The sequence below is a fragment of the Spirillospora sp. NPDC048911 genome, assembly GCF_043198015.1.
Taxonomy (GTDB): Bacteria; Actinomycetota; Actinomycetes; order Streptosporangiales; family Streptosporangiaceae; genus Spirillospora.
Genome location: NZ_JBICUD010000020.1, coordinates 1 through 21,420 on the forward strand (window position 1 = coordinate 1; position 21,420 = coordinate 21,420).

23 protein-coding genes are annotated in these 21,420 nt (G+C 70.3%); 8 read left to right on the top strand and 15 right to left on the bottom strand.

Annotated features, from left to right (window positions below):
* The first annotated feature begins 98 nt into the window (after positions 1 to 98).
* A complete protein-coding gene (locus ACGFNU_RS49685; protein ID WP_392603943.1) occupies positions 99 to 659 on the top strand; it encodes an LLM class flavin-dependent oxidoreductase in 561 nt (186 codons plus the stop codon).
* Positions 656 to 2,302 carry an alpha-amylase family protein gene (locus tag ACGFNU_RS49690; RefSeq protein ID WP_392603796.1) on the top strand — a complete coding sequence of 549 codons (1,647 nt, stop codon included), beginning with the start codon at positions 656 to 658 and terminating at the stop codon, positions 2,300 to 2,302. The genes ACGFNU_RS49685 and ACGFNU_RS49690 overlap by 4 nt, the downstream gene beginning before the upstream one ends.
* A gap of 105 nt (positions 2,303 to 2,407) precedes the next feature.
* Here the strand turns inward: ACGFNU_RS49690 and ACGFNU_RS49695 are convergent, their stop codons facing one another.
* Both ACGFNU_RS49695 and ACGFNU_RS49700 read right to left on the bottom strand, forming a co-directional pair.
* A complete protein-coding gene (locus ACGFNU_RS49695) occupies positions 2,408 to 2,641 on the bottom strand; it encodes a hypothetical protein (RefSeq protein ID WP_392603797.1) in 234 nt (77 codons plus the stop codon).
* A gap of 221 nt (positions 2,642 to 2,862) precedes the next feature.
* On the bottom strand, positions 2,863 to 3,003 hold the full coding sequence (locus ACGFNU_RS49700; protein WP_392603799.1) for a hypothetical protein: 141 nt from the start codon (positions 3,001 to 3,003) through the stop codon (positions 2,863 to 2,865).
* A 236-nt stretch (positions 3,004 to 3,239) separates the two neighbouring features.
* On the opposite strand from ACGFNU_RS49700, the gene ACGFNU_RS49705 reads away from it, so the two are divergent.
* Entirely contained in the window at positions 3,240 to 3,446 is a 207-nt protein-coding gene (locus ACGFNU_RS49705) for a hypothetical protein (protein ID WP_392603800.1), read from the top strand.
* Between the two features lie 472 nt (positions 3,447 to 3,918).
* Here the strand turns inward: ACGFNU_RS49705 and ACGFNU_RS49710 are convergent, their stop codons facing one another.
* The 4 genes from ACGFNU_RS49710 to ACGFNU_RS49725 form a co-directional block, all read right to left on the bottom strand.
* Positions 3,919 to 4,266 (bottom strand): hypothetical protein, encoded by a 348-nt coding sequence (locus ACGFNU_RS49710; RefSeq protein WP_392603801.1) that lies wholly within the window; start codon positions 4,264 to 4,266, stop codon positions 3,919 to 3,921.
* A 40-nt stretch (positions 4,267 to 4,306) separates the two neighbouring features.
* A complete protein-coding gene (locus tag ACGFNU_RS49715; protein ID WP_392603802.1) occupies positions 4,307 to 4,660 on the bottom strand; it encodes a hypothetical protein in 354 nt (117 codons plus the stop codon).
* Between the two features lie 32 nt (positions 4,661 to 4,692).
* Positions 4,693 to 5,040 (bottom strand): hypothetical protein, encoded by a 348-nt coding sequence (locus tag ACGFNU_RS49720; RefSeq protein WP_392603803.1) that lies wholly within the window; start codon positions 5,038 to 5,040, stop codon positions 4,693 to 4,695.
* A gap of 636 nt (positions 5,041 to 5,676) precedes the next feature.
* Positions 5,677 to 6,096 (bottom strand): hypothetical protein, encoded by a 420-nt coding sequence (locus tag ACGFNU_RS49725; protein ID WP_392603804.1) that lies wholly within the window; start codon positions 6,094 to 6,096, stop codon positions 5,677 to 5,679.
* A gap of 144 nt (positions 6,097 to 6,240) precedes the next feature.
* Here ACGFNU_RS49725 and ACGFNU_RS49730 point away from each other — a divergent pair, with 144 nt between their 5' ends.
* Entirely contained in the window at positions 6,241 to 8,919 is a 2,679-nt protein-coding gene (locus ACGFNU_RS49730; protein ID WP_392603806.1) for an AAA family ATPase, read from the top strand.
* Here ACGFNU_RS49730 and ACGFNU_RS49735 read toward each other — a convergent pair.
* The 4 genes from ACGFNU_RS49735 to ACGFNU_RS49750 form a co-directional block, all read right to left on the bottom strand.
* A complete protein-coding gene (locus tag ACGFNU_RS49735) occupies positions 8,916 to 11,315 on the bottom strand; it encodes an FtsX-like permease family protein (protein WP_392603808.1) in 2,400 nt (799 codons plus the stop codon). The genes ACGFNU_RS49730 and ACGFNU_RS49735 overlap by 4 nt on opposite strands.
* Complete coding sequence (locus ACGFNU_RS49740; RefSeq protein ID WP_392603810.1) at positions 11,309 to 12,004, bottom strand: ABC transporter ATP-binding protein; 696 nt, start codon at positions 12,002 to 12,004, stop codon at positions 11,309 to 11,311. The genes ACGFNU_RS49735 and ACGFNU_RS49740 overlap by 7 nt, the downstream gene beginning before the upstream one ends.
* 245 nt (positions 12,005 to 12,249) lie before the next feature.
* On the bottom strand, positions 12,250 to 13,005 hold the full coding sequence (locus ACGFNU_RS49745; protein WP_392603812.1) for a CPBP family intramembrane glutamic endopeptidase: 756 nt from the start codon (positions 13,003 to 13,005) through the stop codon (positions 12,250 to 12,252).
* Between the two features lie 9 nt (positions 13,006 to 13,014).
* Complete coding sequence (locus ACGFNU_RS49750; RefSeq protein ID WP_392603814.1) at positions 13,015 to 13,539, bottom strand: hypothetical protein; 525 nt, start codon at positions 13,537 to 13,539, stop codon at positions 13,015 to 13,017.
* Between ACGFNU_RS49750 and ACGFNU_RS49755 the strand changes: the two genes are divergently transcribed.
* On the top strand, positions 13,493 to 14,248 hold the full coding sequence (locus ACGFNU_RS49755) for an SDR family NAD(P)-dependent oxidoreductase (protein WP_392603816.1): 756 nt from the start codon (positions 13,493 to 13,495) through the stop codon (positions 14,246 to 14,248). The genes ACGFNU_RS49750 and ACGFNU_RS49755 overlap by 47 nt on opposite strands.
* A gap of 68 nt (positions 14,249 to 14,316) precedes the next feature.
* Here ACGFNU_RS49755 and ACGFNU_RS49760 read toward each other — a convergent pair whose 3' ends face one another.
* Positions 14,317 to 14,739 (bottom strand): hypothetical protein, encoded by a 423-nt coding sequence (locus tag ACGFNU_RS49760; RefSeq protein WP_392603818.1) that lies wholly within the window; start codon positions 14,737 to 14,739, stop codon positions 14,317 to 14,319.
* Between the two features lie 216 nt (positions 14,740 to 14,955).
* On the opposite strand from ACGFNU_RS49760, the gene ACGFNU_RS49765 reads away from it, so the two are divergent.
* Positions 14,956 to 15,117, top strand: a complete 162-nt coding sequence (locus tag ACGFNU_RS49765; protein WP_392603820.1) for a hypothetical protein — start codon at positions 14,956 to 14,958, stop codon at positions 15,115 to 15,117.
* Between the two features lie 117 nt (positions 15,118 to 15,234).
* Positions 15,235 to 15,885, top strand: a complete 651-nt coding sequence (locus tag ACGFNU_RS49770) for a TetR/AcrR family transcriptional regulator (protein ID WP_392603822.1) — start codon at positions 15,235 to 15,237, stop codon at positions 15,883 to 15,885.
* Positions 15,886 to 16,005: 120 nt separating this feature from the next.
* On the opposite strand, the gene ACGFNU_RS49775 is transcribed toward ACGFNU_RS49770, so the two are convergent.
* The 3 genes from ACGFNU_RS49775 to ACGFNU_RS49785 form a co-directional block, all read right to left on the bottom strand.
* Entirely contained in the window at positions 16,006 to 16,515 is a 510-nt protein-coding gene (locus ACGFNU_RS49775) for a hypothetical protein (RefSeq protein ID WP_392603824.1), read from the bottom strand.
* Positions 16,516 to 16,656: 141 nt separating this feature from the next.
* The gene (locus tag ACGFNU_RS49780) at positions 16,657 to 16,791 is read right to left on the bottom strand and encodes a hypothetical protein (RefSeq protein ID WP_392603826.1); all 135 of its coding nucleotides are present in this window, start codon (positions 16,789 to 16,791) and stop codon (positions 16,657 to 16,659) included.
* 405 nt (positions 16,792 to 17,196) lie between these two features.
* Positions 17,197 to 17,778 (bottom strand): hypothetical protein, encoded by a 582-nt coding sequence (locus tag ACGFNU_RS49785; protein WP_392603828.1) that lies wholly within the window; start codon positions 17,776 to 17,778, stop codon positions 17,197 to 17,199.
* Positions 17,779 to 18,085: 307 nt separating this feature from the next.
* Here ACGFNU_RS49785 and ACGFNU_RS49790 point away from each other — a divergent pair, with 307 nt between their 5' ends.
* The gene (locus ACGFNU_RS49790; RefSeq protein ID WP_392603830.1) at positions 18,086 to 20,911 is read left to right on the top strand and encodes a helix-turn-helix transcriptional regulator; all 2,826 of its coding nucleotides are present in this window, start codon (positions 18,086 to 18,088) and stop codon (positions 20,909 to 20,911) included.
* A gap of 37 nt (positions 20,912 to 20,948) precedes the next feature.
* Here ACGFNU_RS49790 and ACGFNU_RS49795 read toward each other — a convergent pair whose 3' ends face one another.
* Complete coding sequence (locus tag ACGFNU_RS49795) at positions 20,949 to 21,359, bottom strand: HIT family protein (protein WP_392603832.1); 411 nt, start codon at positions 21,357 to 21,359, stop codon at positions 20,949 to 20,951.
* Positions 21,360 to 21,420 lie beyond the last annotated feature (61 nt).

The window sequence follows — 21,420 nt, forward strand, 5'->3', positions numbered from 1 at the left end:
GCTCGGCCAGACATCACCGATCAACTACGAGAAAACCGCAGGTAGCCTGGCAACCGCCGTCTGAAACCGGTGTCCACATTCAGGGGTAAGCCCCCCTGCTGGCGGGGGAGGAGGTCAGTCATGACGGTCTGGTGAGCGTCGATCGGGCCAGGCTCTGGACGCTGCCGGACACCGTGCCCAAGCTCGTCGGTGCCGCGGTGAGCGTGGACACCGCCCGCTGGTGTGCCGGCTGGGCGGACGGGCTCATCACGGTGAACGCTCCGCGGGAGACCCTCGTCCGGATCGTGGACGCCTACCGCGACAGCGGCGGCCGGGGGCCGGTCAACCTTCAGGTCCATCTGAGCTGGGCGCCGGACGAGGACGAGGCGGCCCATATCGCGCACGACCAGTGGCGCAGCAACGTGTTCGCGCCGCCTGTGTGCTGGGACCTGGAGACGGCCGAGCATTTCGACGCGGTGTCGGAGCATGTGACGGCGCGGCAGGTCGCCCAGGTGGTCAACGTCTCGGCGGACCCCGGCCGGCACGCCGCCTGGCTGCAGGAGTACGCCGAGCTCGGCTTCGAGGGCATCTACCTTCACCATGTCGGGCAGGAACTCGACCGGTTCATCGATGTGTTCGGCGCGAAGGTGCTGCCCCAGCTGGCGGAGGGCCCGCGATGAAGCTGACGCGGACCTCGGACGTCTGGTGGAAGAACGCACTCGTCTACTGCGTGGACGTGGAGACGTTCAAGGACGGCGACGGCGACGGATGCGGGGACTTCCGCGGCCTCACCCAGCAGATCGACTACCTCGACCGGCTCGGCGTCACGTGCATCTGGCTGATGCCGTTCTATCCGACGCGGGAACGCGACGACGGCTACGACATCGTCGACTTCTACGGCGTGGACCCCCGGCTCGGCACGCTCGGCGATTTCGTGGAGTTCATGCGGACGGCCCGTGACCGCGGCATCCGGGTGATCGCCGACCTGGTGGTCAACCACACCTCGGTGGAGCATCCCTGGTTCGTCAGTGCCCGGGAGAACCGCGACTCGCCGTACCGCGACTGGTACGTCTGGGCCGACGAGCCGCCGCGGGGCGGGCCCCAGGGCATCACGTTCCCCGATGAGGAGAACAGCCTGTGGCAGTACGAGGAACGGACGGGCCAGTACTACTTCCACCGCTTCTACAAGCAGCAACCCGACCTCAACATCACCAATCCGGCCGTGCGCGACGAGATAGCGCGGATCGTGGGCTTCTGGATGGAGCTCGGCCTGTCGGGGTTCCGCGTGGACGCGGTGCCGTTCATGCTGGAGACCACCGATCAGCCCGATGCCGGGCGCTTGCCGGACCCGCACGAGTACCTGGCCGATCTGCGTTCGTTCATGACCCGCCGCAACGGCGAGTCGGTACTGCTGGGCGAAGTGAACCTCACCTACCCCGAGACCATGCCCTTCTACGGTGAGGACCGCGACGAACTGACGATGTGCTTCGACTTCGTCGGGATGGAGAAGTTCTACCTGTCGATGGCCCGGGGCGATACCGGCCCGCTCGCCGAAGCCCTGCGTGACCGTCCGCGCGCGCCGCGGGACGCGCACTGGGCGACGTTCGTCCGCAACCACGACGAGCTGACGCTGGACAAGCTCACCGACGAGGAACGGCAGGAGGTCTTCGACGCCTTCGGCCCCGAGAAGGAGATGCGACTGTACGGGCGGGGTCTTCGCCGGCGGCTGCCTCCCATGCTCCGCGGCGACATGCGGCGCATCAAGATGGTCTACAGCCTGCTGTTCTCCCTGCCGGGCACACCGGTTCTGTTCTACGGAGAAGAGATCGGCATGGGCGAGGACCTGGACGGGAAGGGCAGGCTCGCCGTCCGTACCCCCATGCAGTGGCGACCCGGGTCCGCGGCCGGCTTCTCGACCGCCGATCCGTCCTGCTTCCCGGGCCCGGTGGTCACCGGCCGGTACGGGCCGGACCAGGTCAACGTGGCCGACCAACGCGGCCGGCCGGATTCGCTGCTGTCGTGGACCAGTGTGCTGGCCGAGCGTTACCGCGAGACTCCGGAGCTCGCCTGGGGCGAGTACTCCGTCCTGGACACCGGAGAGCCCGCCGTGCTGGCGATCGAGTTCCGTACAGAGGACGCCGTACTGGTCACCTTGCACAACTTCGCGGACACCCCTATCGACATCGATCTCGACATTCCGGGCTTGGACGACTCCCGCACACTGGCCGACCTGCTGGACGACTGGACGACCGAGACCACTGCCAAGGGACGTGTCCGAGTGAGCCTGGACGCCTACGCCCATCGCTGGCTGCGGGCCCGCTAGGAACAGCCCGCAGCCGCTTCGGCGACCGCCCACGTGAACATGATCCGCTCGGATCCGGTGGCGCCGGGTGCGCGGTATTCCTGAGGGCGTCTGTACCTCAGCGTTTCATTCATGCGCGCGGTTACGCAGAGCGGAGAAGCTGTTTGTCCGCCATGCATTTCTGAATTCCGAGAAGCCCAAAGAGATGCTGCACAGGCCTGCCAGGTCCGGATCGCCGACGTGCAAGCCGCTCTGGGCCACACCAAGGACGACCACACCAAGGACGGCCGCGGCCCCCACCTTCGCGGCGGTCCGCCTGAGCCGGGCCGTGTCCTGCTGCGACGGGACTTCGCTCTCCACAAAACGGACCATAGCGACCGCGGCCCGCCGATGTGGGCCAGGGTCACAACTCGTGCCCGAGACCACCTGAGGATTGGAACCAGCAGGTCGAAGATTCGAAGCCAGCCTTTGATGGATTGCCGGGGTTTGCCAGCTTGGCGTTCCGACCTTTGCGCGGTAGCGGGCGAGAGTCAACGAGGTTGCCACAAGCCGCCGGCTGCCGGTGACAGGGACCAGTGTTGTTACTCCTTGCCCTGTGTGGCCTCTTCGGCGTGGTCGTCCTCGGTGTGACCCAGAGCGGCTTGCGCGTCAGCGATCCGGACCTGGCAGGCCTGTGCGACGTCGGTCCAGGTGACGCCGTCACTGCGGAGCCGCCTGCCCAAGCACCCTCACCACCCGCCCGACCGGGCCGGGCAGGGCGGGTCGGCGGCCTCCCGGTCGATCACGACGCAAACCATCTCGGCCCCGAGCTCCTCAAGCAACGGCGAGCCGCAAGGTAGATCCGGCGTGATTCACCGGTACGCCGCTGGCTCCTCCCCACCCGGCGGCCGTACGGGTTGCCACCTCTTCGGTGGGCATACAGTAATTAACCGAACGCTTATCGTGATCGGAGCTGTTCATGCGCACCCCCCGCACGCTGATCCGGACCGCGAGCGTCACCACGGCCACCACTGTGGCCGCCGTCGCGCTGACGCTGACCGCCTTCACCGGCTCGGCCCAGGCCGCGCCCGCTCCCCCAGCGCCCACCGGCCTGCCCAAGGCCCTCAGTGGCCTCGGCGAGACCCTCGCAGGCCTCGTCGGCGAAGACCAAGGCCAAGGAGGCTGACAACACCGAGGAGTGACCCGAGCGGCCACCAGCCGGGCCACACCGGACGGAATCTGTGCTCCGCAGGGTCTGCGACATCGCGTTCTCCCAGGCCATACGCGGCTATCCACAACCGAAACCCGGTGTCTACGCGCTGCGCAGGTCACGACCTCGACTACGCGATCGACCTCCCTACCGCGAAAGCGGGATTGATCGCTTGGCTGTCGAGACCACCTGCACGTGGCTCCCCAAACTCATTTACGCAGCCAGACCTAGCCCGGTTCCCAGCACGTCCCAGCCTGGGAGGCCGGTGCAGCCTCCAGGAGGCATGGTTAGATGCGACAGTCCTTGGTGATCTTCGCCGCCGAGCTGTCCCAGGCTCTCTCCAGAGACGAGCCACGGCGTCCTAGCCGGCCTGATCGGGTCCGTCCAGCGGGAAGTACCGCCGTTCAGACCCGAGCGTTGCTTGCGGTGGGGGAGGTGAGCTGCTGGTTCACCACAGGCGAGTGAGTCTGAGGTAGATGTCGGCGACTGCGTGGGGCGCGATCTCGCCCAGCACCGGGAGGGCGGCGTCCCAGCTGTGTGGATCGGTGAGTAGACGGGCGAGCAGGCGACGCGCCGCGGTGCGCGGATCAGGTTGCCGATCGGTGAGGGTGTCGCGGTGGCGGGGCAGCGCGGTGACCAGGGCTGTGGCGGTAGTGGTGAGCAGTCCGCTGCGTCTGCCGGGATGAGAGATCGTGTCGATGCCTTCGAGAGCGGCCGTTTCGGCTTGGTCGACTAGCAGCCGCTGCGGCGCTCGCCCGAACCGGGCCTGGCACTCGGCCGCCAGCCGTACCGCCAAATGCCCTGGGTACTGGCGGGCAGCCGAGTAGGCCAAAGGGTCAGGCGCAGGGCATCAGCACGCCTGCGCTGCTGCCGCCGGCCAGGCGGTAGCGCTTGGAGGGAGAGCTCCCCTGGCACGCGTAGGCGGCGCCGCCGACGCCGCTGGCGACGGTCTTCCAGAGGCCGGTGGACGGATCCTTCTGCTGGATGGTGACCGACAGCGGGATGACGCCTCCGCCTTCGCAGATGCGGAACTTCTCCGCGGCGACATGGGTGCCGGTGAACTCCAGCGAGGTGAGCACTTCCGTGCACTTGTCGGCGTGCGCGGCCGGTGTGCTCAGGGCGAGCGCACCGGTCAGCGGGAGTACGGCCAGGACGCCGACGGTGGCGGCACGGGCCAGGGATGAAGACATCTGAGAACCTTTCGAGCGAAGATCGGATGAGATCAGCCGCAGGCGACGGTGATCTTCTTGCTGGTGACTTCCTTGAGCCGGTAGGACGTCAGCGCCGTGCCGGGGCACGGGTAGAGCGCGGCGTCGCCGTCGGCGAAAGCGACGTTGACCCAGACACCGTTGATCAGACGCTGGACGGTGACCAGCAGGTACGAGCCCTCGGTGTCATCGGGATCGCAGAAGATCTGCCGGGCTCCGAGGATCGAACCGCCGCTGTGGCGCAGCGTGTTCGAGAAGGTGCAGGACCGAGCCTGCACAGGCGATGTCGAGATGACGACGGCTGGACTCGCGGCGAGCGTCGCCGCGAGCGCCAGGCCGGTCGTGCGTCGGACCAGACCCATGGTTGGCTCCTTTCGTCTGGCGTGGGATTCGACCTTCGCCAGTCTCCGGGGCGCCGCCATGCCGGACGTCGGTGATGACTACCGAGATAAGCAGTCGCGGATCACACCCGGTCCGTATAGGCAGGGGGCCGGGCCTTCAGTGTCGCCGACGAGGAAACGGTCCCCGCTCTTCAGCCGACCCGCTATCAGCACAGCACCGTCGAAGGCTGTGCCCGCCGGCGACCAGATGGGCCACCTCGGCCATCGCGCCGCAGCGATGCCGCTTCCACCGGCCGCATGGACCCGAGCGACAAGGCTCCAGTGCGCGACCAGCGTGCCGTTGCGACGGCGCCCGCTCCGTTCCAACGACAGCTTCCCCTCTCGACCCGCGGCCAGGTCAACGGCGCGAGGCCCCGCCATCGCGGCGGTAGTGCGGATCTAGAGCAGGCCAGAGCGTGATCCGAAGGCGAGCACCGCACGGCGGCGCGGTGGCGATCAGCGCCAAACCGCGCGCAGCACAAACGGACCTGCAGGAATGCGGTATGCACAATCTCCCGCACGTCAGCCCGGTCCCTCAGCCGTGGGCTCGCCGGCGCCACTCGAACTGGAGGTCCCTCCAGGCTGTCCACGGCCTGCGCACCCGTACCGGTCCGCATGTCAATGATGGACGGCGAGACGCTCGGCGTCGGCCAACTCGGCGTCGCCAGGTTCTGCAGCCGGTCGGACATCTCCTTGATCTGCGCTTCGGCGGCCTGGTGGGCGGTCTTGAGTTCGGCAAGCTTCACGCGCAGGTTGTTCACAGATCACCAGGGATCGGCCACTGAGCTCGACCAGCAACTCGCGCGTCTGTGAGTCGGTGAACGAAGGCCACAACGCGGCCGCGGCGGCGATGGAGAACGGGCCGCGGCCGGTGAACACCGCCAGCTGCAGGTACCGGTCGCGCTGCCCGGCGGGCAGATCATCGATGCCGACGTCGATCGCCGGTTGACCCGTGTTGACACCCGATACCTGGGATATTCGGGCCCGGAGGTCTCGATCTCCTTCCGTGAACGGGGCACCGGCTTGTTTCCGGCCCATGGGGCTCCCTGAACTCGCGCACCCGACGGCCTGTGCAGCCGCCTTTCTCCTCGCCTGACCATCTGCGCCGCCACCCTCCACAGCCTGGCGATATGCACATATTGCAGGGGCAAGCCTGGCGGTGGTCTTCGTTAAGGTCTTCCCATGCTCCGGGGCCGGGAGGACGACCAGCGTGCTGTTGACGAGCTGCTCAAGGGTGCGCACGCCGGGCGGAGCGGGGTTCTCGTGATCTATGGAGACCCGGGGATCGGTAAGACCGCGCTGCTCTCCCATGTGACGGACCAGGCCGCCGGCGCGCGCGTCCTGCGATGCACCGGGGTGGAGACCGAGGCCGAGTTGCCGTTCGCCGCCCTGCACCAGCTGCTGCGTCCCGCCCTGGCCCGCGTGGACGCCCTGCCGGGCCCGCAGTCAGCGGCCCTGCGTGGTGCGCTGGGTCTGGGCGCGGGCGGGGGTGAAGATCGATTCGTGATCGGGCTGGCGACGCTCTCCCTGCTGTCGGAGATCGCCGAGGACGGCCCGCTGGTCTGCCTGGTGGACGACGCCCACTGGCTGGATCGGGCCTCCGCCGACACGCTGCTGTTCGCGGCCAGGCGGCTGGACGCCGAGGGCATCGCGCTCATCTTCGCCTCGCGCGACGGCTTCCACGCGCCCGGCCTGCCGGAACGCCGGCTGCGCCCGTTGACCCCCGCGGCCGCGGCCGCGCTCCTGAGCGACTGCGACCCCGATCTGTCCGACACGGTGAGGACCAGGGTTCTCGCGGAGAGCGGCGGGAACCCGCTGGCGTTGATCGAGCTGCCCCGTACTGGTGACCGGCTCGCGCCCACGCCCCTGCCGCGCCGCATCCAGGAGGCCTATGGGGCCCGTCTCGACGTGCTGCCGGAGCAGACGCGGTTGATGATCCTGGTCGCCGCGATCGAGGGCGCGGGGGACCTGGGTGTCGTCCTGCGCGCGGCCGAGCTGCTGGGCGCCGGCCCGGTGGCGTTCGGCGGCGCCGAGGGTCTGGTCACGGTCGCCGGTGGCACGGTGACCTTCACGCACCCGCTGATGCGGGCCGCTGCCCTGCACGCGGGCAGCCTGGACCAGCGCCTCGCTGTGCATCGCGCGCTGGCCGAGGTACTGCACGATCAGGAGGACCGGCAGGCCTGGCACCTGGCAGCGGCGGCGCTCGGCCCCGACGAGCACGCGGCGGCCGCGCTGGAGCGCACCGCGGAACGGGCCAGGGAACGGCAGGGACACGCGGCCGCCGCGGCGGCGCTCGAACGGGCCGCCGAGCTGACCGCCGGTCGCGTTGAGCTCGCCAGGCGGCTGACCGAGGCCGCCGTGGCCGCGGCGGACGCCGGATCCCCCGAGCGGGCCCAGGAGCTGGCCGAGCGCGCGGCACGCCTGGTCGACGCCCCCCGTCCCGCCGCGCGGCTGGCCGGACTGCGGGCCAGGATCGCCTTCGAGCGAGGGTCGGCCCACACCGCGCACGACCTGCTGTTGTCGGGGGCGGCGCGCATCGCCGAGCACGATCCGGGCGCGGCCGGGCTCATGCTGGTGGACGCGGCGCGCAACGCCTCGCAACTCGGCGATCCTGAACTGCTCGAAGAGGCCACGAACCGGCTGCACGCGCTGCGGCTGCGCCCGGAGCACGGGCTGGACTCCGCTGTGACGGCTGTCGCCGCGCGCTCGGAGTCGCTCACCCGAGGCCCGGCCAGAGCTCTGCCCGCCATGCGGCCGCTGGTGGCCGACGCGAGGCGGATCGAACGGGGGTCTTATGGCCTGCGCCTCAACGCGGCGTTCGTCGCGGGGCTCGTCGGCGACTTCACCGCGCAGCAGGAGATCTGCGCCGCCCTCGTCGAGGAGTGCCGTTCCCTGGGGACGACCGGGTGGTTGCCGATCGCGTACGCGACGCTGGCCTCCGCTGAGCTGCACCTGAACAGGTTCCGCAACGCCATGTCCGACGCAGAGGAGGGGTTGCGGATCGCGCTGGACAGCGGCCAGCCCCACCGGACCGGCTATGCGGAGGGCGTCCTGGCCTGGCTGGCCGCCGTGCAAGGCGACGAGGCGCGTTGCGCTGAGCTGGCCGTACGGTGCCGGGACCAGTTCACGCTGACCGGGATCGCCCACGGGATGGCCTGGGGCGAGTGGGCGCTGGCCATGCTCGACTTGAGCCGCGGTCGGCACGCGCAGGTGCTCGACCGGCTGGAGGAGGCGCAGGCCGGGCCGGTGCGCCACCAGAACCAAGCCGTCTACTTCGCCGCCGACCAGGTCGAGGCCGCTGTGCGGACCGGTGAGCCCGGCCGGGCGGCGGAACCGCTGGCCCGGTTCGCCGAGTGGGCCGCCGCTGCCAGGCTGGATTGGTCCGACGCCGTCCTGGCGCGCTGCAGGGCCCTGCTGTCGGGGGAGGAGCCGCACTTCACGACCGCCCTGCGGCTGCACGGGCCGCGCGAACGTCCCCTGGAGCGGGCCAGGACGGAGCTGCTCTATGGCGAGTGGCTGCGCCGGGAGCGCCGCAAGAAGGACGCCCGCACGCACCTGCGGATCGCAGTGGAGATCTTCCAGCGCCTCGGGGCCCGTCCGTGGGCCGACCGGGCGACCGCGGAGCTGCGCGCCGCCGGCGACAGTGCCGCCGCCCTCGTCCACGCCGACAGGCGGAACGACCTGTCTCCCCAGGAGCTGCAGATCGTCCGGCTGGCGGTGACCGGGCTGACCAACAAGGAGATCGGCGCCCGCCTGTTCATCAGCCCCAAGACCGTCAGCTACCACCTCTACCGCGCCTTTCCCAAGCTGGGCGTCTCCTCCAGGGTGGAGTTGGCCAGACTCGATCTGGGTGAGGACTAACGTCGTCGCCGCAGGGCGGGCGCGATCGAGGCGAGTACGCCGAGGAGCGCGCACCCTCCCGCCACCGCGGCGATCGAGGGCCACGGCAGACTGATCGCGATCGGTGCCGCCAGCTGCGTCAGGGAGGCCCACAGCCCGGCCAGGCTGAGCACCGCCACACCCGCGGCCAGGACGACGCCGACGGCGACGACCAGCAGGGCCTCGCCCGCGGTGTAGCGGAGCACCTGGCCGCGGGTCGCGCCGAGCAGGCGCAGGGCGTCGCGCTCGGCCGCACGGCCGGACGCGGCCATCAGCAGCGTGTTGACCAGCGCGATCGCGGTGTAGGCCAGGATGATGCCGAGGACGACGAGCAGCCCGAGCCTGCTGGCCGAGCCGCGCTGCTCTCCGGCCTGCGCCACCCAGCCCGCCTTCGCGACGGCTCGCGCGTTGTGCCCCGAGACTGCCCGCTCCAGTGCCGCCTGGACGGTGGCCGGCGACGTGCCTGGGCGGAGCTTGGCGTACGCGGTGGTCGGCGGTGCGGAGCGGGCGTTCGCCCGGGTGACGTAGGAATCGGACTGTGCGTCGACGCCGAGCACTCCTACGACCTTGAGTGAGGTTTCGCTTCCGTCGGCACGCCACACCTTTACGTTCGCGCCGAGCTTCCTCTCCCAGGATTTGGAGACGATGATGCCGTCGTCGTCCAGGTCGGTCAGCGACCCCGCCGTCAGAGGCACATCGAGTACGGCGGGCAGGCGGGCAGGGTCGACGACCTCGGCGGGGCGCTGGATGAGCACGGCGTCGCCTTCGAGGGTGTAGACGCTGGTCGGCGCCGTGACCGCGACGTCCACGCCGGGAAGTGCGCGCAGGCGTTCGACGAGCTGGCGGTCCAGGCCTGCCGTGCCGGTGGGGAGAACCAGGTAGTCGGCGCGCACCGGGGCCGCCTGCGCCGCGGTCTTGGTGGCGTCGGTCATCGCGGCGCCACCGAGCAGCGCGGCGGCCAGGCCGACGGCGATGAGCACGGGAGCGGCGACCGCGGCGGTCTGCCGGGCGGAGGCCGCCGCGGCGGCGGGCACCAGGACGCCGCCCGCACCGCGCAGGCCGTTCAGCGAGGCGGCCAGCAGCCGGGTGACCGGCCGCACCAGGGCGGGGGCGAGGACTCCCGCACCGGCGACCAGCAGCATCACGATCGGCATGAACGACTTGTTGTTCGTCGCCTTCGCCGGGTCACCGATGGCGGTCATGGCCATTCTGACCAGCGCCGTCCCGACCAGGGCCGCGCCCACCGCCCAGCGGCCCCACGTCATCGCCCGCGGCTCGACGGCCACCTCGCGCATGGCCTCCGCCGGACGTACCCGTCCCGCCCGCCTGGCCGCGAGCGCCACCCCGGACAAGGCGACCACCACGCCGGTCGCGAAGGCGACGAGGGACGGCCAGGTCGCGGTGCTCGGTGCCAGCCAGCCCGGCGCCATCTCCAGCCCGACCAGCCAGTCCAGAATCGGGCCTGCCAGGAAGGGGCCGGCGATGGCGCCGAGCGCCGCCGCCGGCAGGGCGACGATGCCGGCCTCGCCGTACAGCATCCTGCGCACCTGGCCTGGGGTGGCGCCGACGGTACGCAGCAGGGCGAACTCGCGCCGGCGCTGCGCCGCCGCGAAGGCGAACGTCGAGGACACCACGAAGACGGCGATGAACACGGCGAACCCGGCGGCGATGCCGACGATCGTGCCGGCGTTGTTCCTCGCCTGCTCGTCGCTCTTTCTGGTGGGGTCGAGGAGTGCCCGATTCTGGCCGGTCAGCACCTTGGCGGCGGACCCGACCGCGGCGTGCACCTCCTGAGACGGGAGCCACAGCGCCAGCGCGTCGATCCGTGGCGACAGCCTGGCGGCCTCCGCGTCGCTGAAGAACACGGTGCCCGGCGCGGTCGTCAGCCCCACCACCGTGTACGGCTCCGCGCCCGCGGCCGTCACCACCCGCACCCGGTCGCCGACGCGGGCTCCGCCGCTCACCACGATCTCCCGTGATCCGGCCGGCGCGCCGCCGCGTAGGAGTCGCTGGGGCGCGGTGCGCGAGGCGGACCACGGGCGGCCGACAGCGGCGGGGCCCCCGGCGAGCCGCGCGGTGAAGACCCGGTCCGTGACCGCGCCGGGGAAGCGCCCGGCCAGGCTCTCCGGCAGGCCGCGCGGCGCGGCCAGCGGCGCGCTGGTCTCGCCCAGACGGCCGTCGACTCTCAGCCGGCCATCGGGCACCACCACGACAGGGGCGGAGGCGTAGCGCTGCGGTTCCCTCTCCGGCGAGCCGACCGTGGTGGCGAGGACCTGGCCCATCGCGGCCATCAGCGCCGTGCCGAGTGCCAGGGCCAGGAATGTGCCGACGAAGGACACCATGCGCGTACGCAAGGTGCTGAAGGCAATGGTCAGCATGCCTCCTCCAGCAGGAGCATCCGGGAGGCCACGGCTTCGGCAGTGGGGTCGGGGAGCTCTCCGCAGATCCTGCCGTCGGCCAGGAACAGCACTCGGTCGGCGTACGCGGCCGCCATGGGGTCGTGAGTCACCATCACGATCGTCTGCGCGTGCACATCGACCAGGCCGCGCAGCAGGCGCAGCACATCCTTGCTGGTGTTGGTGTCCAGGGCACCGGTCGGCTCGTCCCCGAACAGCACGGCCGGCCTGGTCACCAGCGCCCGCGCGATGGCCACCCGCTGCTGCTGCCCGCCGGACAGCTCGGTGGGGCGGTGTCCCGCACGGTCGGCGAGTCCGACCGCGTCCAGGCTCTGCCCGACCAGCTCAGGGTCGGGGCGACGGCCGGTCAGCCGCAGCGGCAGCCCGACGTTCTGGGCGGCGGTGAGCGAAGGCAGCAGGTTGAACGACTGGAAGACGAACCCGATCCTGTCGCGGCGGAGGAGGGTCAGCTTTCGCTCGCTCATGGTCGTCAGGTCCCTGCCGTCCACCGCCACCCGACCTGAGGTGGGCCGGTCCAGCCCGGCGGCGCACTGCAGCAACGTCGACTTGCCCGAGCCGGACGGGCCCATCACGGCGGTGAAGGTGCCCTGGCGGAAGCCGACGCTCACGTCGTCGAGCGCGATGACACCGTGCGCGTAGTGCTTACTCACCGACGTCAGCTCGACTGCGGTCTCGAGGTGTTCTATAAGTTTCACAGCGGTTCTATCCGTCCCGATCAGTGGGGAGATCTATCGGGAACGGTAGGGAGGCCGCCCTTTCCTCGGTACCGGACAAGTGACTAGGACCCGCTCGGTCACGGACTGGACGGTGCCCGACCCAAGATCCGCGATTCGAGACCTTCAGGTTGACGTAAGGCTAGTTATCGAGCGTCGGCCGAGGGTGCCCTCTGGGTGACTTAGGTTGTTGACGTTGCCAGTGGTTTGGGCTTGTCGTCGTTCTGCGCGCCGTATCGCTGTAGTAGCCACAATCCGAATGCGGCGTGGAAGACGTACACCGACGCCTCCCACCACCAGGGCACCGAGCCCGGCGAGTGGATCTGCATGAAGTCGTCCAGGCCGTGGACGAACACCATCGGCCACACCGAGCCGATCGCGAACCGCAGCGCGGCGCAGCAGAAGCCGAACAGGCCGGCCGACAGCATCTGCCAGAGCGTGTCGTCCAGGGACCGGCCGAAGAACAGGTAGTTCTGGAGGTGTCCCACCCCGAAAAGGGCGCCGACCCAGATCGCGGCGCGGACCGGTCCGAGGGGGCTGAGGGCCTGCTGGACGAGGCCGCGGCTGTGGACCTCTTCGTTGATCCCGACCCACATCAGCGAGACGAGACCGCTGATGACGAGGGTGGTGTTCCCGTCCAGGCCGGCCAGCGCGTAGGAGCACGCGATGAGGGCCATGGGCGCGGCGAGCCACCAGCGGCGTCCCAAGGTGGCCACGCCGGACTTGCGCAGCCAGCCCCACCGCCACAGCACGAGCATGACCGCGCCAAAGCACGCCACGTTGACGATCGTCGCCCCCAGGGCGGGGAACCACCGCGGCGCGAGCGGCGGCAGCAGGACCTTGGCGACCAGCAGGAGGACGGCGTGCCAGGCGAGCGTCAGTTCGACGGCTCCGAGCAGGGGGTGGCGGGTCACATGGCGTTTCCACCTGAGCAGCACCGGATGATCTTAGCCGGTGCAGTTGGCCAGGCCTGCGCGGGCGAAGTCGAGTACGCGGTCTACCAGGGGAAGCAGTTCCTCGGTGGCGGGGTGGCGGGCCTCGTTGGTCATGTACAGCTCGCGCAGGCCGCCCACCACCGTGTAGGCGGTCAGGCGCGGCGCCAGCGCGTTCGGCGGGAGGCCCGCGTCGTTGCCGACGGCGGCGGCGATGAGGCGTTCGAGTTCGTAGTAGCTCGCGCGGGCGGTGCCGCGAAGGTCCTCGTCCTCGGCTATCAGCCTGGCGCGTTTGACGCGAAGGGACCAGGTCTCGCCGGGCTCGCGGCCCTGGTCGGCGTCGCGTTCGTCCAGGGCGCGCATCGTGTCGCGCATCCACTCGCCGACGGCGTCGAGGGCGGCGCCGGGACGGGCGTCGAGGCGGGCCGCCAATGATCGCGGGGCGAACGGGTCGTCGGCGAAGAGCAGGTCCTCCTTGGTGGGGAAATGCAGCGTGACGGTCCGCGTCGCGACGTCGGGAGGCGACCGGGTCGCCGCCACCGCACGCGACCTCGACCACCTGCGTCCTCTTGTCCAGCGGTACGGCGACGCCGTGCTGCCGCTGCGGCTCGACGTCACCGACCGCGCCGCCGTCTTCGCCGCCGTGCGCCAGGCGGCCGAGCGCTTCGGCACATTGGACGTGATCGTCAACAACGCGGGCTACGGCCACTTCGGCATGGTCGAGGAACTCACCGAGACCGAGATCCGCGCCGAAATGGAGACCAACTTCTTCGGCACACTGTGGGTGACGCAAGGGGTCCTGCCGCTGATGCGCGCCCGGGGCCACGGACGGATCATCCAGGTCACCAGCGAGGGCGGCGTCCGGGCGTTCCCCGGCATCGGCGGCTACCACGCGTCGAAGTGGGCGGTGGAAGGGCTGTCAGAGTCGCTCCGCCAGGAGGTCGCGCACTTCGGCATCGACGTCATCTGCCTGGAACCCGGCCCGTACTCGACCGACTTCGGCGGCGGCAGCGTCCGCGCCAGCGCCGAGCACCCCGACTACACCGACGTCCGCGCGGCCACCGCGATCGAGTGGGACCTCGGAGACCCGAAGGCGACGCGCGGGCCGATCCTGGAACTGGCCGACACCGACGACCCGCCGGCACGGATCTTCTTCGGCACGTCCCTCGAGCCGGTCGCGGCCGAGTACGAGGAACGGCTTGCCACGTGGCGGAAGTGGCAGCCGGTCGCGCTGGCCGCATTCCGTTGACCGTGCACTGGCAAGGGAAAAGCGGGTCCCGGAATCCGGGACCCGCCTCTCATCGGTGCTGCTCGGAGTCAGCCGAGGCCGCCCTTGACGGGAACGAACGCGACGGTCACTCGATCGGCCCTGCGCTTCTGGCCCCCGTCGCCCGGCGTGGCCTGGAACGCCACGGCCAGTGCGCCGCACACGTTCTTGGTGTCACGGTCGAAGACGCGGAACTTGCCGCGCTTCTTGACCGACCACGCGACGCGGGCCTGGATGCAGATGCCGTCGTTGCGCTGGTCCGACATGCGGCCCTTGACCACCTTGGTGGACTTTGTACCCCAGGCGACTCCCCAGCCCTGGCGGAAATCGAACTTCGTGACCTTGGCGGCGCTCACCGACGCCTGCCCGGCGGCGACCTGAGCGATGCCCGCGTCGGCGGTCGCGGGGATAACTGCCAACGCACCCCCGGCCACCGCGAACGCGGCGGCGGCGGTGAGGAGACGGATCTTCATAGGTTGCGAATCCTTCGGTCGAACAATCTCGAACCAGGGCAATCTAGATGATCTAGATCGTTCGCCGCACGGAGATCATCAGAGTCGGCATCCGGACGGAGCCCGCCCGAGAGCGGGACGAGTCGCTCCTCCGCTCGCGGCCGGATACGGACTTCAGCTGCGTTTGTCGGGTGCGGGTGCGGGACGGACCATGAGGGCCCCGTCAATGGAGTGACCATGAAGAGATCAACACGTCGCGGGCTCGCCGCCGTCCTCACAACGGTCACGGCCGCGGCGCTCGTCGCCGTCCCGGCAACGGCCGCGCAGGCCGCGGTCAAGAGCTGCACGCGCTCCTATACCGGTGGGCTGGGCGGCGGCGGTGGCCGCATAGAGAATTGATCGCGCGAGCGCCGGAGCGGTAGACGCGGTCCGGTTCGGTGTCGTCGTGGCTGTCGTGTGCAGGCGGCAGGGCGATTGAGCAGACTGTTTGTCCGATGAATCTGGCATGATGGGGGCATGGCACCCCGCAAGTATCAGCAGGTGCTCCGCGCCAAGGCCGCGGAGGAGACCAGGCGGCGGATCCTGGACGCGGTCGGCCAGTGCCTGCGCGAGGCGCCGACCGAGCAGCCCAGCCTGGGCCGGGTGGCCGAGCTGGCCGAGGTGTCGAGGTCGACGATCTACGCCGACTTCGGCTCGCGGTCGGGCCTGTTCGACGCGTTCGTGGCCGATCTTTGGGAGCGCACCGGTCTGGGCGAGCTCGGCCGGGCGGTGGGTGCCACCGACGCGCGTGACCATCTGCGCGAGGGCATCCGGGCGGCCAGCCGGATGAAGGGCAAGGAGCTGGCGGTCTACCGCGTGCTGCACGCCATGGACCGGCTGGACCCCGAGTCCGCCGGCGGCGCCGTACGCCACATGGAGATCGACCGGCGGGCCGGCATGCAGAGCCTGGCCGAGCATCTCGAGCGGGAGGGTGAGCTGCGCGAGGGGCTCACCGTCGACGGGGCGGTCGACGCGCTGTGGGTGCTGACGAGCTTCGAGAGCCTGGACCTGCTGGTGACCGGCCGCGGCCACACGGTCGACGAGGCCGCCGACATCCTGGTGGACATGGCCGAGCGAGCCGTGTGCCGGACGCCGGACGCCCCGGCTGCACGCGGCCGGGGCGCCTGACGTCCAGCGGCAGACCACCACGAGGCTGAGGGGTGCTGTCGCCGCTTACCCGCCCGAAGCCGCCTGTCGGTGGCTGGGCAAACCGGCTGGGGCGGACGATCCACCCCAGCCGGCACCTGCTCAGGCTTCGCAGTTGCTTTCGGTCTCGGCGTTGCAGGTGTCGAACCCGCCCACTCCGTTGGCGACGTCCACGCCGCCGTTGCCGATCAGGGTGTCGTCCCCGGCGCCGCCGTTGAGCCCGTCCGGGCCGGACCCCCCGTTCAGGGTGTCCAGGCCGCCGCCGCCTCGAACCGACGACTGCAACGAGGTCCTGTTGTTGACCGTGTCATTGCCTCCGAGCGTGCTCGCGTCGATGAACTGCACGTTCGTCGAGCACGAGACCGCGGTCGTCCCCTGGGAAGAGCACCCGGCTCCCGCGGTGATCCCCGAGCTGGAGTCGATCGTGAGGAGGCCGAACTGGAACTCGATGTTGACGGTCTCCCCGGCGGACGTCCCGACGATGAACAGCGTGCTGCTGCTGACATGGACGGACGTGGTCGATGCGGCGTTCGCCGGGACCGCGATCGCGAACCCGGCGACGATGATCGCCAGCGTGGTGAGAAGACGTTGGAGTACTGGCAGGCCAGTCATCTCGGTGAACCCTTTCATAGAACACTGTGTACAGTTAAATCGAGCATGGATGTTGGCTGGACACACTGTCAAGCCAATATGAGGGCAGGCCCCAAGGGGGTCGGTGAGGTGCGGGGCCCTCACGCGCGCGCCATGTCGGCCTCACTGCGTGCGGTACAGCTGGTTCGGCGACAGGCCGCCGTTCAGCGGCGCGGTTCTGATCAGCGTCTTCGGGGCGGTGCCGTCGGCGGTCATCACCAGGCCGTTCTGCACGTTCTCGAACCGGTGCACGACCACGCCGTTGAAATGGAAGTCATGCTCGCTGCTTTCCTTGGATGGACAGGACCCGCCACGGGTGACGGTGTTCGCAGTGCGGACATCCAGAAGCTTTGTGCCGAGAGCCCTACGCGCGGATCGGTAGTCGCTACCGAGTTAAGGGGCATGCCGGAAGGGCCGGGGTGCCCGCTGTAGCAGCGGGCACCCCGGCCCTTCGATGGCCAGCTGCTCCGTTGAAGATCGCCTAGCTGCCGGGTGTGCCGTGGCTGGTCACGCGCCACCGCGCGCGGCCGCGGCCTGGCCGGTGGCCGGCGGCGCGAGCACGAACGTCGCCGCCGTCCTGGCGCATGGTCACGTCCCCGCAGGGCGGGGCAACTCCTCGGAGGTGAGCCGGGCGTCCTGGCCGAAGAACGCTGGATGAGGAGGTCACGGACTCGTCATGAAGCCCGTGATCGCCACGCTGCCGCTAGCCGGGTGGGGCGGCTGGGTGGACAGGTCGCCGCTGCCGACGTTGATGTCCTCGGAGAACTCCGAGGTGAACGGGGTGGTCGTGCTGAGGGGCACGCCTGCTGACGGCTGAGTCACCGGCTTGAGGACGGAGTTCGCCGTCGACCCGTTGGCCCTGTAGATGAGCTGCTGGCTCACGATCAGCGTCCGAGGGCCGGAGGCCGGGGCGAGGACCCGGTACTTGACCTTGACTTCGAACCGGGTGCCCTGGACGGTCACGGTGTGGTCGTTGGACGAGCCGACCCCGAGGGTGTCCTTGAAGGTGGGGGCGTCGCAGATGACCTGGCTGATCGCCGGGTCGTTGACGCACACCTTCGCGGTGGACACCAAGGTCACGGTGTTGGCCGCGGTGGCGGCGGTAGCGGCGTCGGCCGCGTTCGCCGCGGTGGCCGCGACGGCGGCGGTGGCGGGCAGGGCGGCGGCGCCGGCGAGCGCGAGGCCGGCCGCGAGACCGAAACCGGCGCGGGCGGCACGGCGTCGGGTCGTTGACGTCGTAGACATCGTGTTCTCTCCATCAGGATTGGGATTGCCTTCCGCCACCAAGATTCGGCGTTCGGCGGTGCCCGAACATCAGGGAGCAACCCCTACACCGACCCCAAGGTTTTCTTCGCCCACCCGTACCCGGTTCCCGAACCGGACGAAGACCTGGCCGCCGTCGCTGGTGATGCGATCGGGGCCGCCTGCTGCGAGAGGCGCTGAGCCCCACGTTGTGGGTCGGGACCCCAAGACTTTCGACAACTACAATTCCGGTGTCGGGCCGCAAAGTAGCGCGTGCATGCGGCGGAGTCCGGCCACGAACGGTCGAGCCATGTCTGAGAAGGACAGCCTGCTGGAGCGCGCTGGCGAACGAGCCGCGCTCACCCGGCTTGTCGGCGATGTGGCCGCCGGCGGCTCCGGCCTCCTGGTGATCGAAGGCGCCGCGGGGCTGGGCAAGACCGAACTGCTGAACGACGCTCGCGGACACGCCCGCACCAGCGGACTACGCGTCTTGTCGGCGCACTCCTCCGAACTCGAGCAGGACTTCTCCTTCGGCATCGTCCGGCAGCTCTTCGAGCGATGCGTGGCCGAATCCGGCCCGGACGACCAGGACGACCTGCTGTCCGGGGCGGCCTCCCCCGCGCGGCTCGTCGTCGGCTCGCACGTGCCGGACTCGGAGACCGTCAGCCCGTCGTTCGCCACGCTGCACGGCTTGTATTGGCTCACGGTGAACCTCGCCGCGAGGGAGCCGCTGCTGCTGGTGATGGATGACCTGCATTGGTGTGACGACCCCTCCTTGCGATGGCTCTCCTACCTGATTCCCCGGCTGGAGGGGCTCCCCGTCGGCCTGATCATGGCGTTGCGGCCGGAAGGTGAGGACCGTGCGCTGCTCAACCGGCTGCTCAGCGCCTCCGCCATGTCGGCCAGGGTGCTCCGGCCGGCACCGCTCACCGAACACGCCACCGAGCGCCTCCTGCAGGAGGCGTTCGGGCGTCCGGTCGATCAGAAGTTCACCCTCGCCTTCCACCGCCATGTCGGCGGCAACCCGCTCTACCTGCATGAACTCGTCGACATCATGAAGGGCCAGGGGGTGCCGCCCGAGGTCGAGCGGATCCCGCACGTCGGTGACCTGGGCGCCCAGGCGGTCGTGAAGTCGGTGGGGCTGCGCCTGGCCCTGCTCGGTGAGCCCGAGCGGCAACTGGCCTACGCGCTGGCGCTCCTGGACGAGGAGACCGATGCCGACCTTCCCGCCGCCGTCGCCGGGCTCGACCTGCGCACCGCGCTCGAGGCCACGGGCAGGCTCGCGGAGGCGGGACTCCTCAAACCCGGCCATGGCACCTCCTTCGCCCATCCGATCGTCCGGTCGGGTGTGCTCGCGCAGATCCCGCGGATCGAGCAGGCCATGTGGCACGCCCGGATCGCCACGGCGCTGATCGGCCGGCGAGCCCCTGCCGAGCGTGTCGCCGCGCACCTGCTGGGCAGCCCGCCGGGCTCGGTCGCGGACGGTTACGCCGTCCTCGACGAAGCCGCCTCCCACGCACTCGATCAGGGCGCCCCGGACATCGCGCTGACCTACCTCAAGCGTGCCCTGCTCGAACCGCTGACCGTCGACAGGCGGTTGGAGATCCTTGGCCGCGCCGGCGACGTCGCGTTGTTCGTCGACGTCGCCGGGTCCATGGAGTATCTGACGGAGGCGATCAGGGCCGCCCTGTCCACCGCCGGCAGGCTCGAAGACCGCGCGGAGACGGCCTGCCGGCTCGGCATGGCGCTGGCTCTGGCGGGTCGCACGGACGTAGCCGAACAGCTGTGGAACGACATACTCACCAACGCCCCGCCTGGCGACACCGACCTGCGCCGCTTCGCGCTGGCGCATCTGGGCATCCTGGCCGCCTTCCTCCCCGAACGCGGCGACCTGCGCGAGCGCCTCGTCCAGGCCACGGCGACGCCGCCGCGCGACGGGCGCTGCGGCAAACCGCTGGACGCGGTGATCGCCTTCTTCAAGGCCATAGCGGGCGACCCGGACGCCAAGCTCCATGCCAGACGCGCACTGTCCGGCCCGGAATGGTATCTCCACGACGCGGGACGGCTGTGGACCGCCTCCCACGTCCTCCTCCTGGCAGACCTCGACGAAGGCACGGCGCTGCTGGACGAGGCCACCACCCATATCCACCGGCGCGGCGCGGTCTCCTCCATGGCTGTGGCCTACACCTACCGTTCCCTCGCCTGGTTCCTGCGCGGCTCGCTGGCCGAAGCGCACGCCGACGCCACGCAGGCGATATGGGCCGTGGAATGTGCCGGGGTGGACGCGAGCCGTCCGCTCAGCGGGGCGTTCCACGCGGAGATCCTCATCGAACAGGGCCTGCTCGACGCCGCGGAAGCCGCCCTGGACTGGAGCGGCATGCGCGAAGGCGCACCCCCGGCCAGCCCCCTGTACTACTGCCTGCACGCTCAAAGCCGGCTGTTCCACCTGCGCGGTGACCACGAGCGAGGGCTGCACGCCGCGCTGGAGGCGGGCCGCCTGTTCGCCGCGCACGGCGGCCGCAATCCCGCGATCCTCCCGTGGCGCTCGCAGGCCGCCCTCTGCCTGCGAGCGCTCCACCGCCTTCCCGAAGCGATCGCCTACGCCGAAGAAGAGGTCGGCCTCGCCAGGGCCTGGGGCACGCCCGGCCCGCTGGGGAGAGCATTACGCCTCCTGAGCTCCCTGTCCGGCGCCGAGGGAACGGCGATGATCGAGGAGGCGATCGCCCTCCTGGCCCCGTCCCCGCATCGTCTCGAGCACGCCAAGGCGCTCATGGAGCTGGGGTCCCGGCTACGACGTCAGAACCAGCGCTCGGCGGCTCGTCCTCCTCTGCGTCAAGCGATCGACATCGCGACCGTCTGCGGCGCCGAACCGCTCGCGCGTGAAGCCCAGATCGAGCTCCGCGCGACCGGGGCGTACAGGTACAACAGGGCTTCGCCCACCGGCCTGGCGAGCCTCACCCCGAGCGAGCAACGGATCACCGAGATGGCGGCGCGTTCCGTCACCAACCGGGAGATCGCCCAGACTCTCTTCATCACTCCGAAGACCGTCGAGGTTCACCTGAGCAACGCCTATCGCAAACTCGGCATCCGCTCCAGGACGGAACTGCCGTCCGTATTGCACGGCTCCACGCCATAGACCGATGATCGCCCGGGGCGCCGCCTCCAGGTAACGCCTAAACCGGCGCTCTGAAGCGGCAGGCCCGCGCCGCGCCACGGTCACTGTCCGCGGAGCGCTCGGCGCAAGCGGGCCGCCATCGCGCTGGTCTCGTGTAGGCGGCCTCATTGAGATCGCGGACGACGTGCTCGATGTGCGCCTTGGGAGCGACCAGAACCTTGCCGGCAAGGGTGGGCCACCGATCCAGGAAGGCCACGGTCTCCTCGTCCTCGTAGATCGTCTGGTGTGCGTAGCCGGGGCGCCCGGCGAGAAAGGCACAGACGAAACACGGCCCGTTACGCGCCTGCCTCTCGTACGCCTCGGCGACGTGCGCCGGGAGCGCGGTGAGGGCGGCGGGGGCCGAGCGGCGGATCGTCCGCCATCGGTGGCGGCAGGACGCTTTGTCCGGTGCGCCGGATGACTCGATCATGGTCGGCAGGTGGGATGGACGGGTTTCGCCTCAGCAGGCGCGACGGGGGAGGGCGCAGATG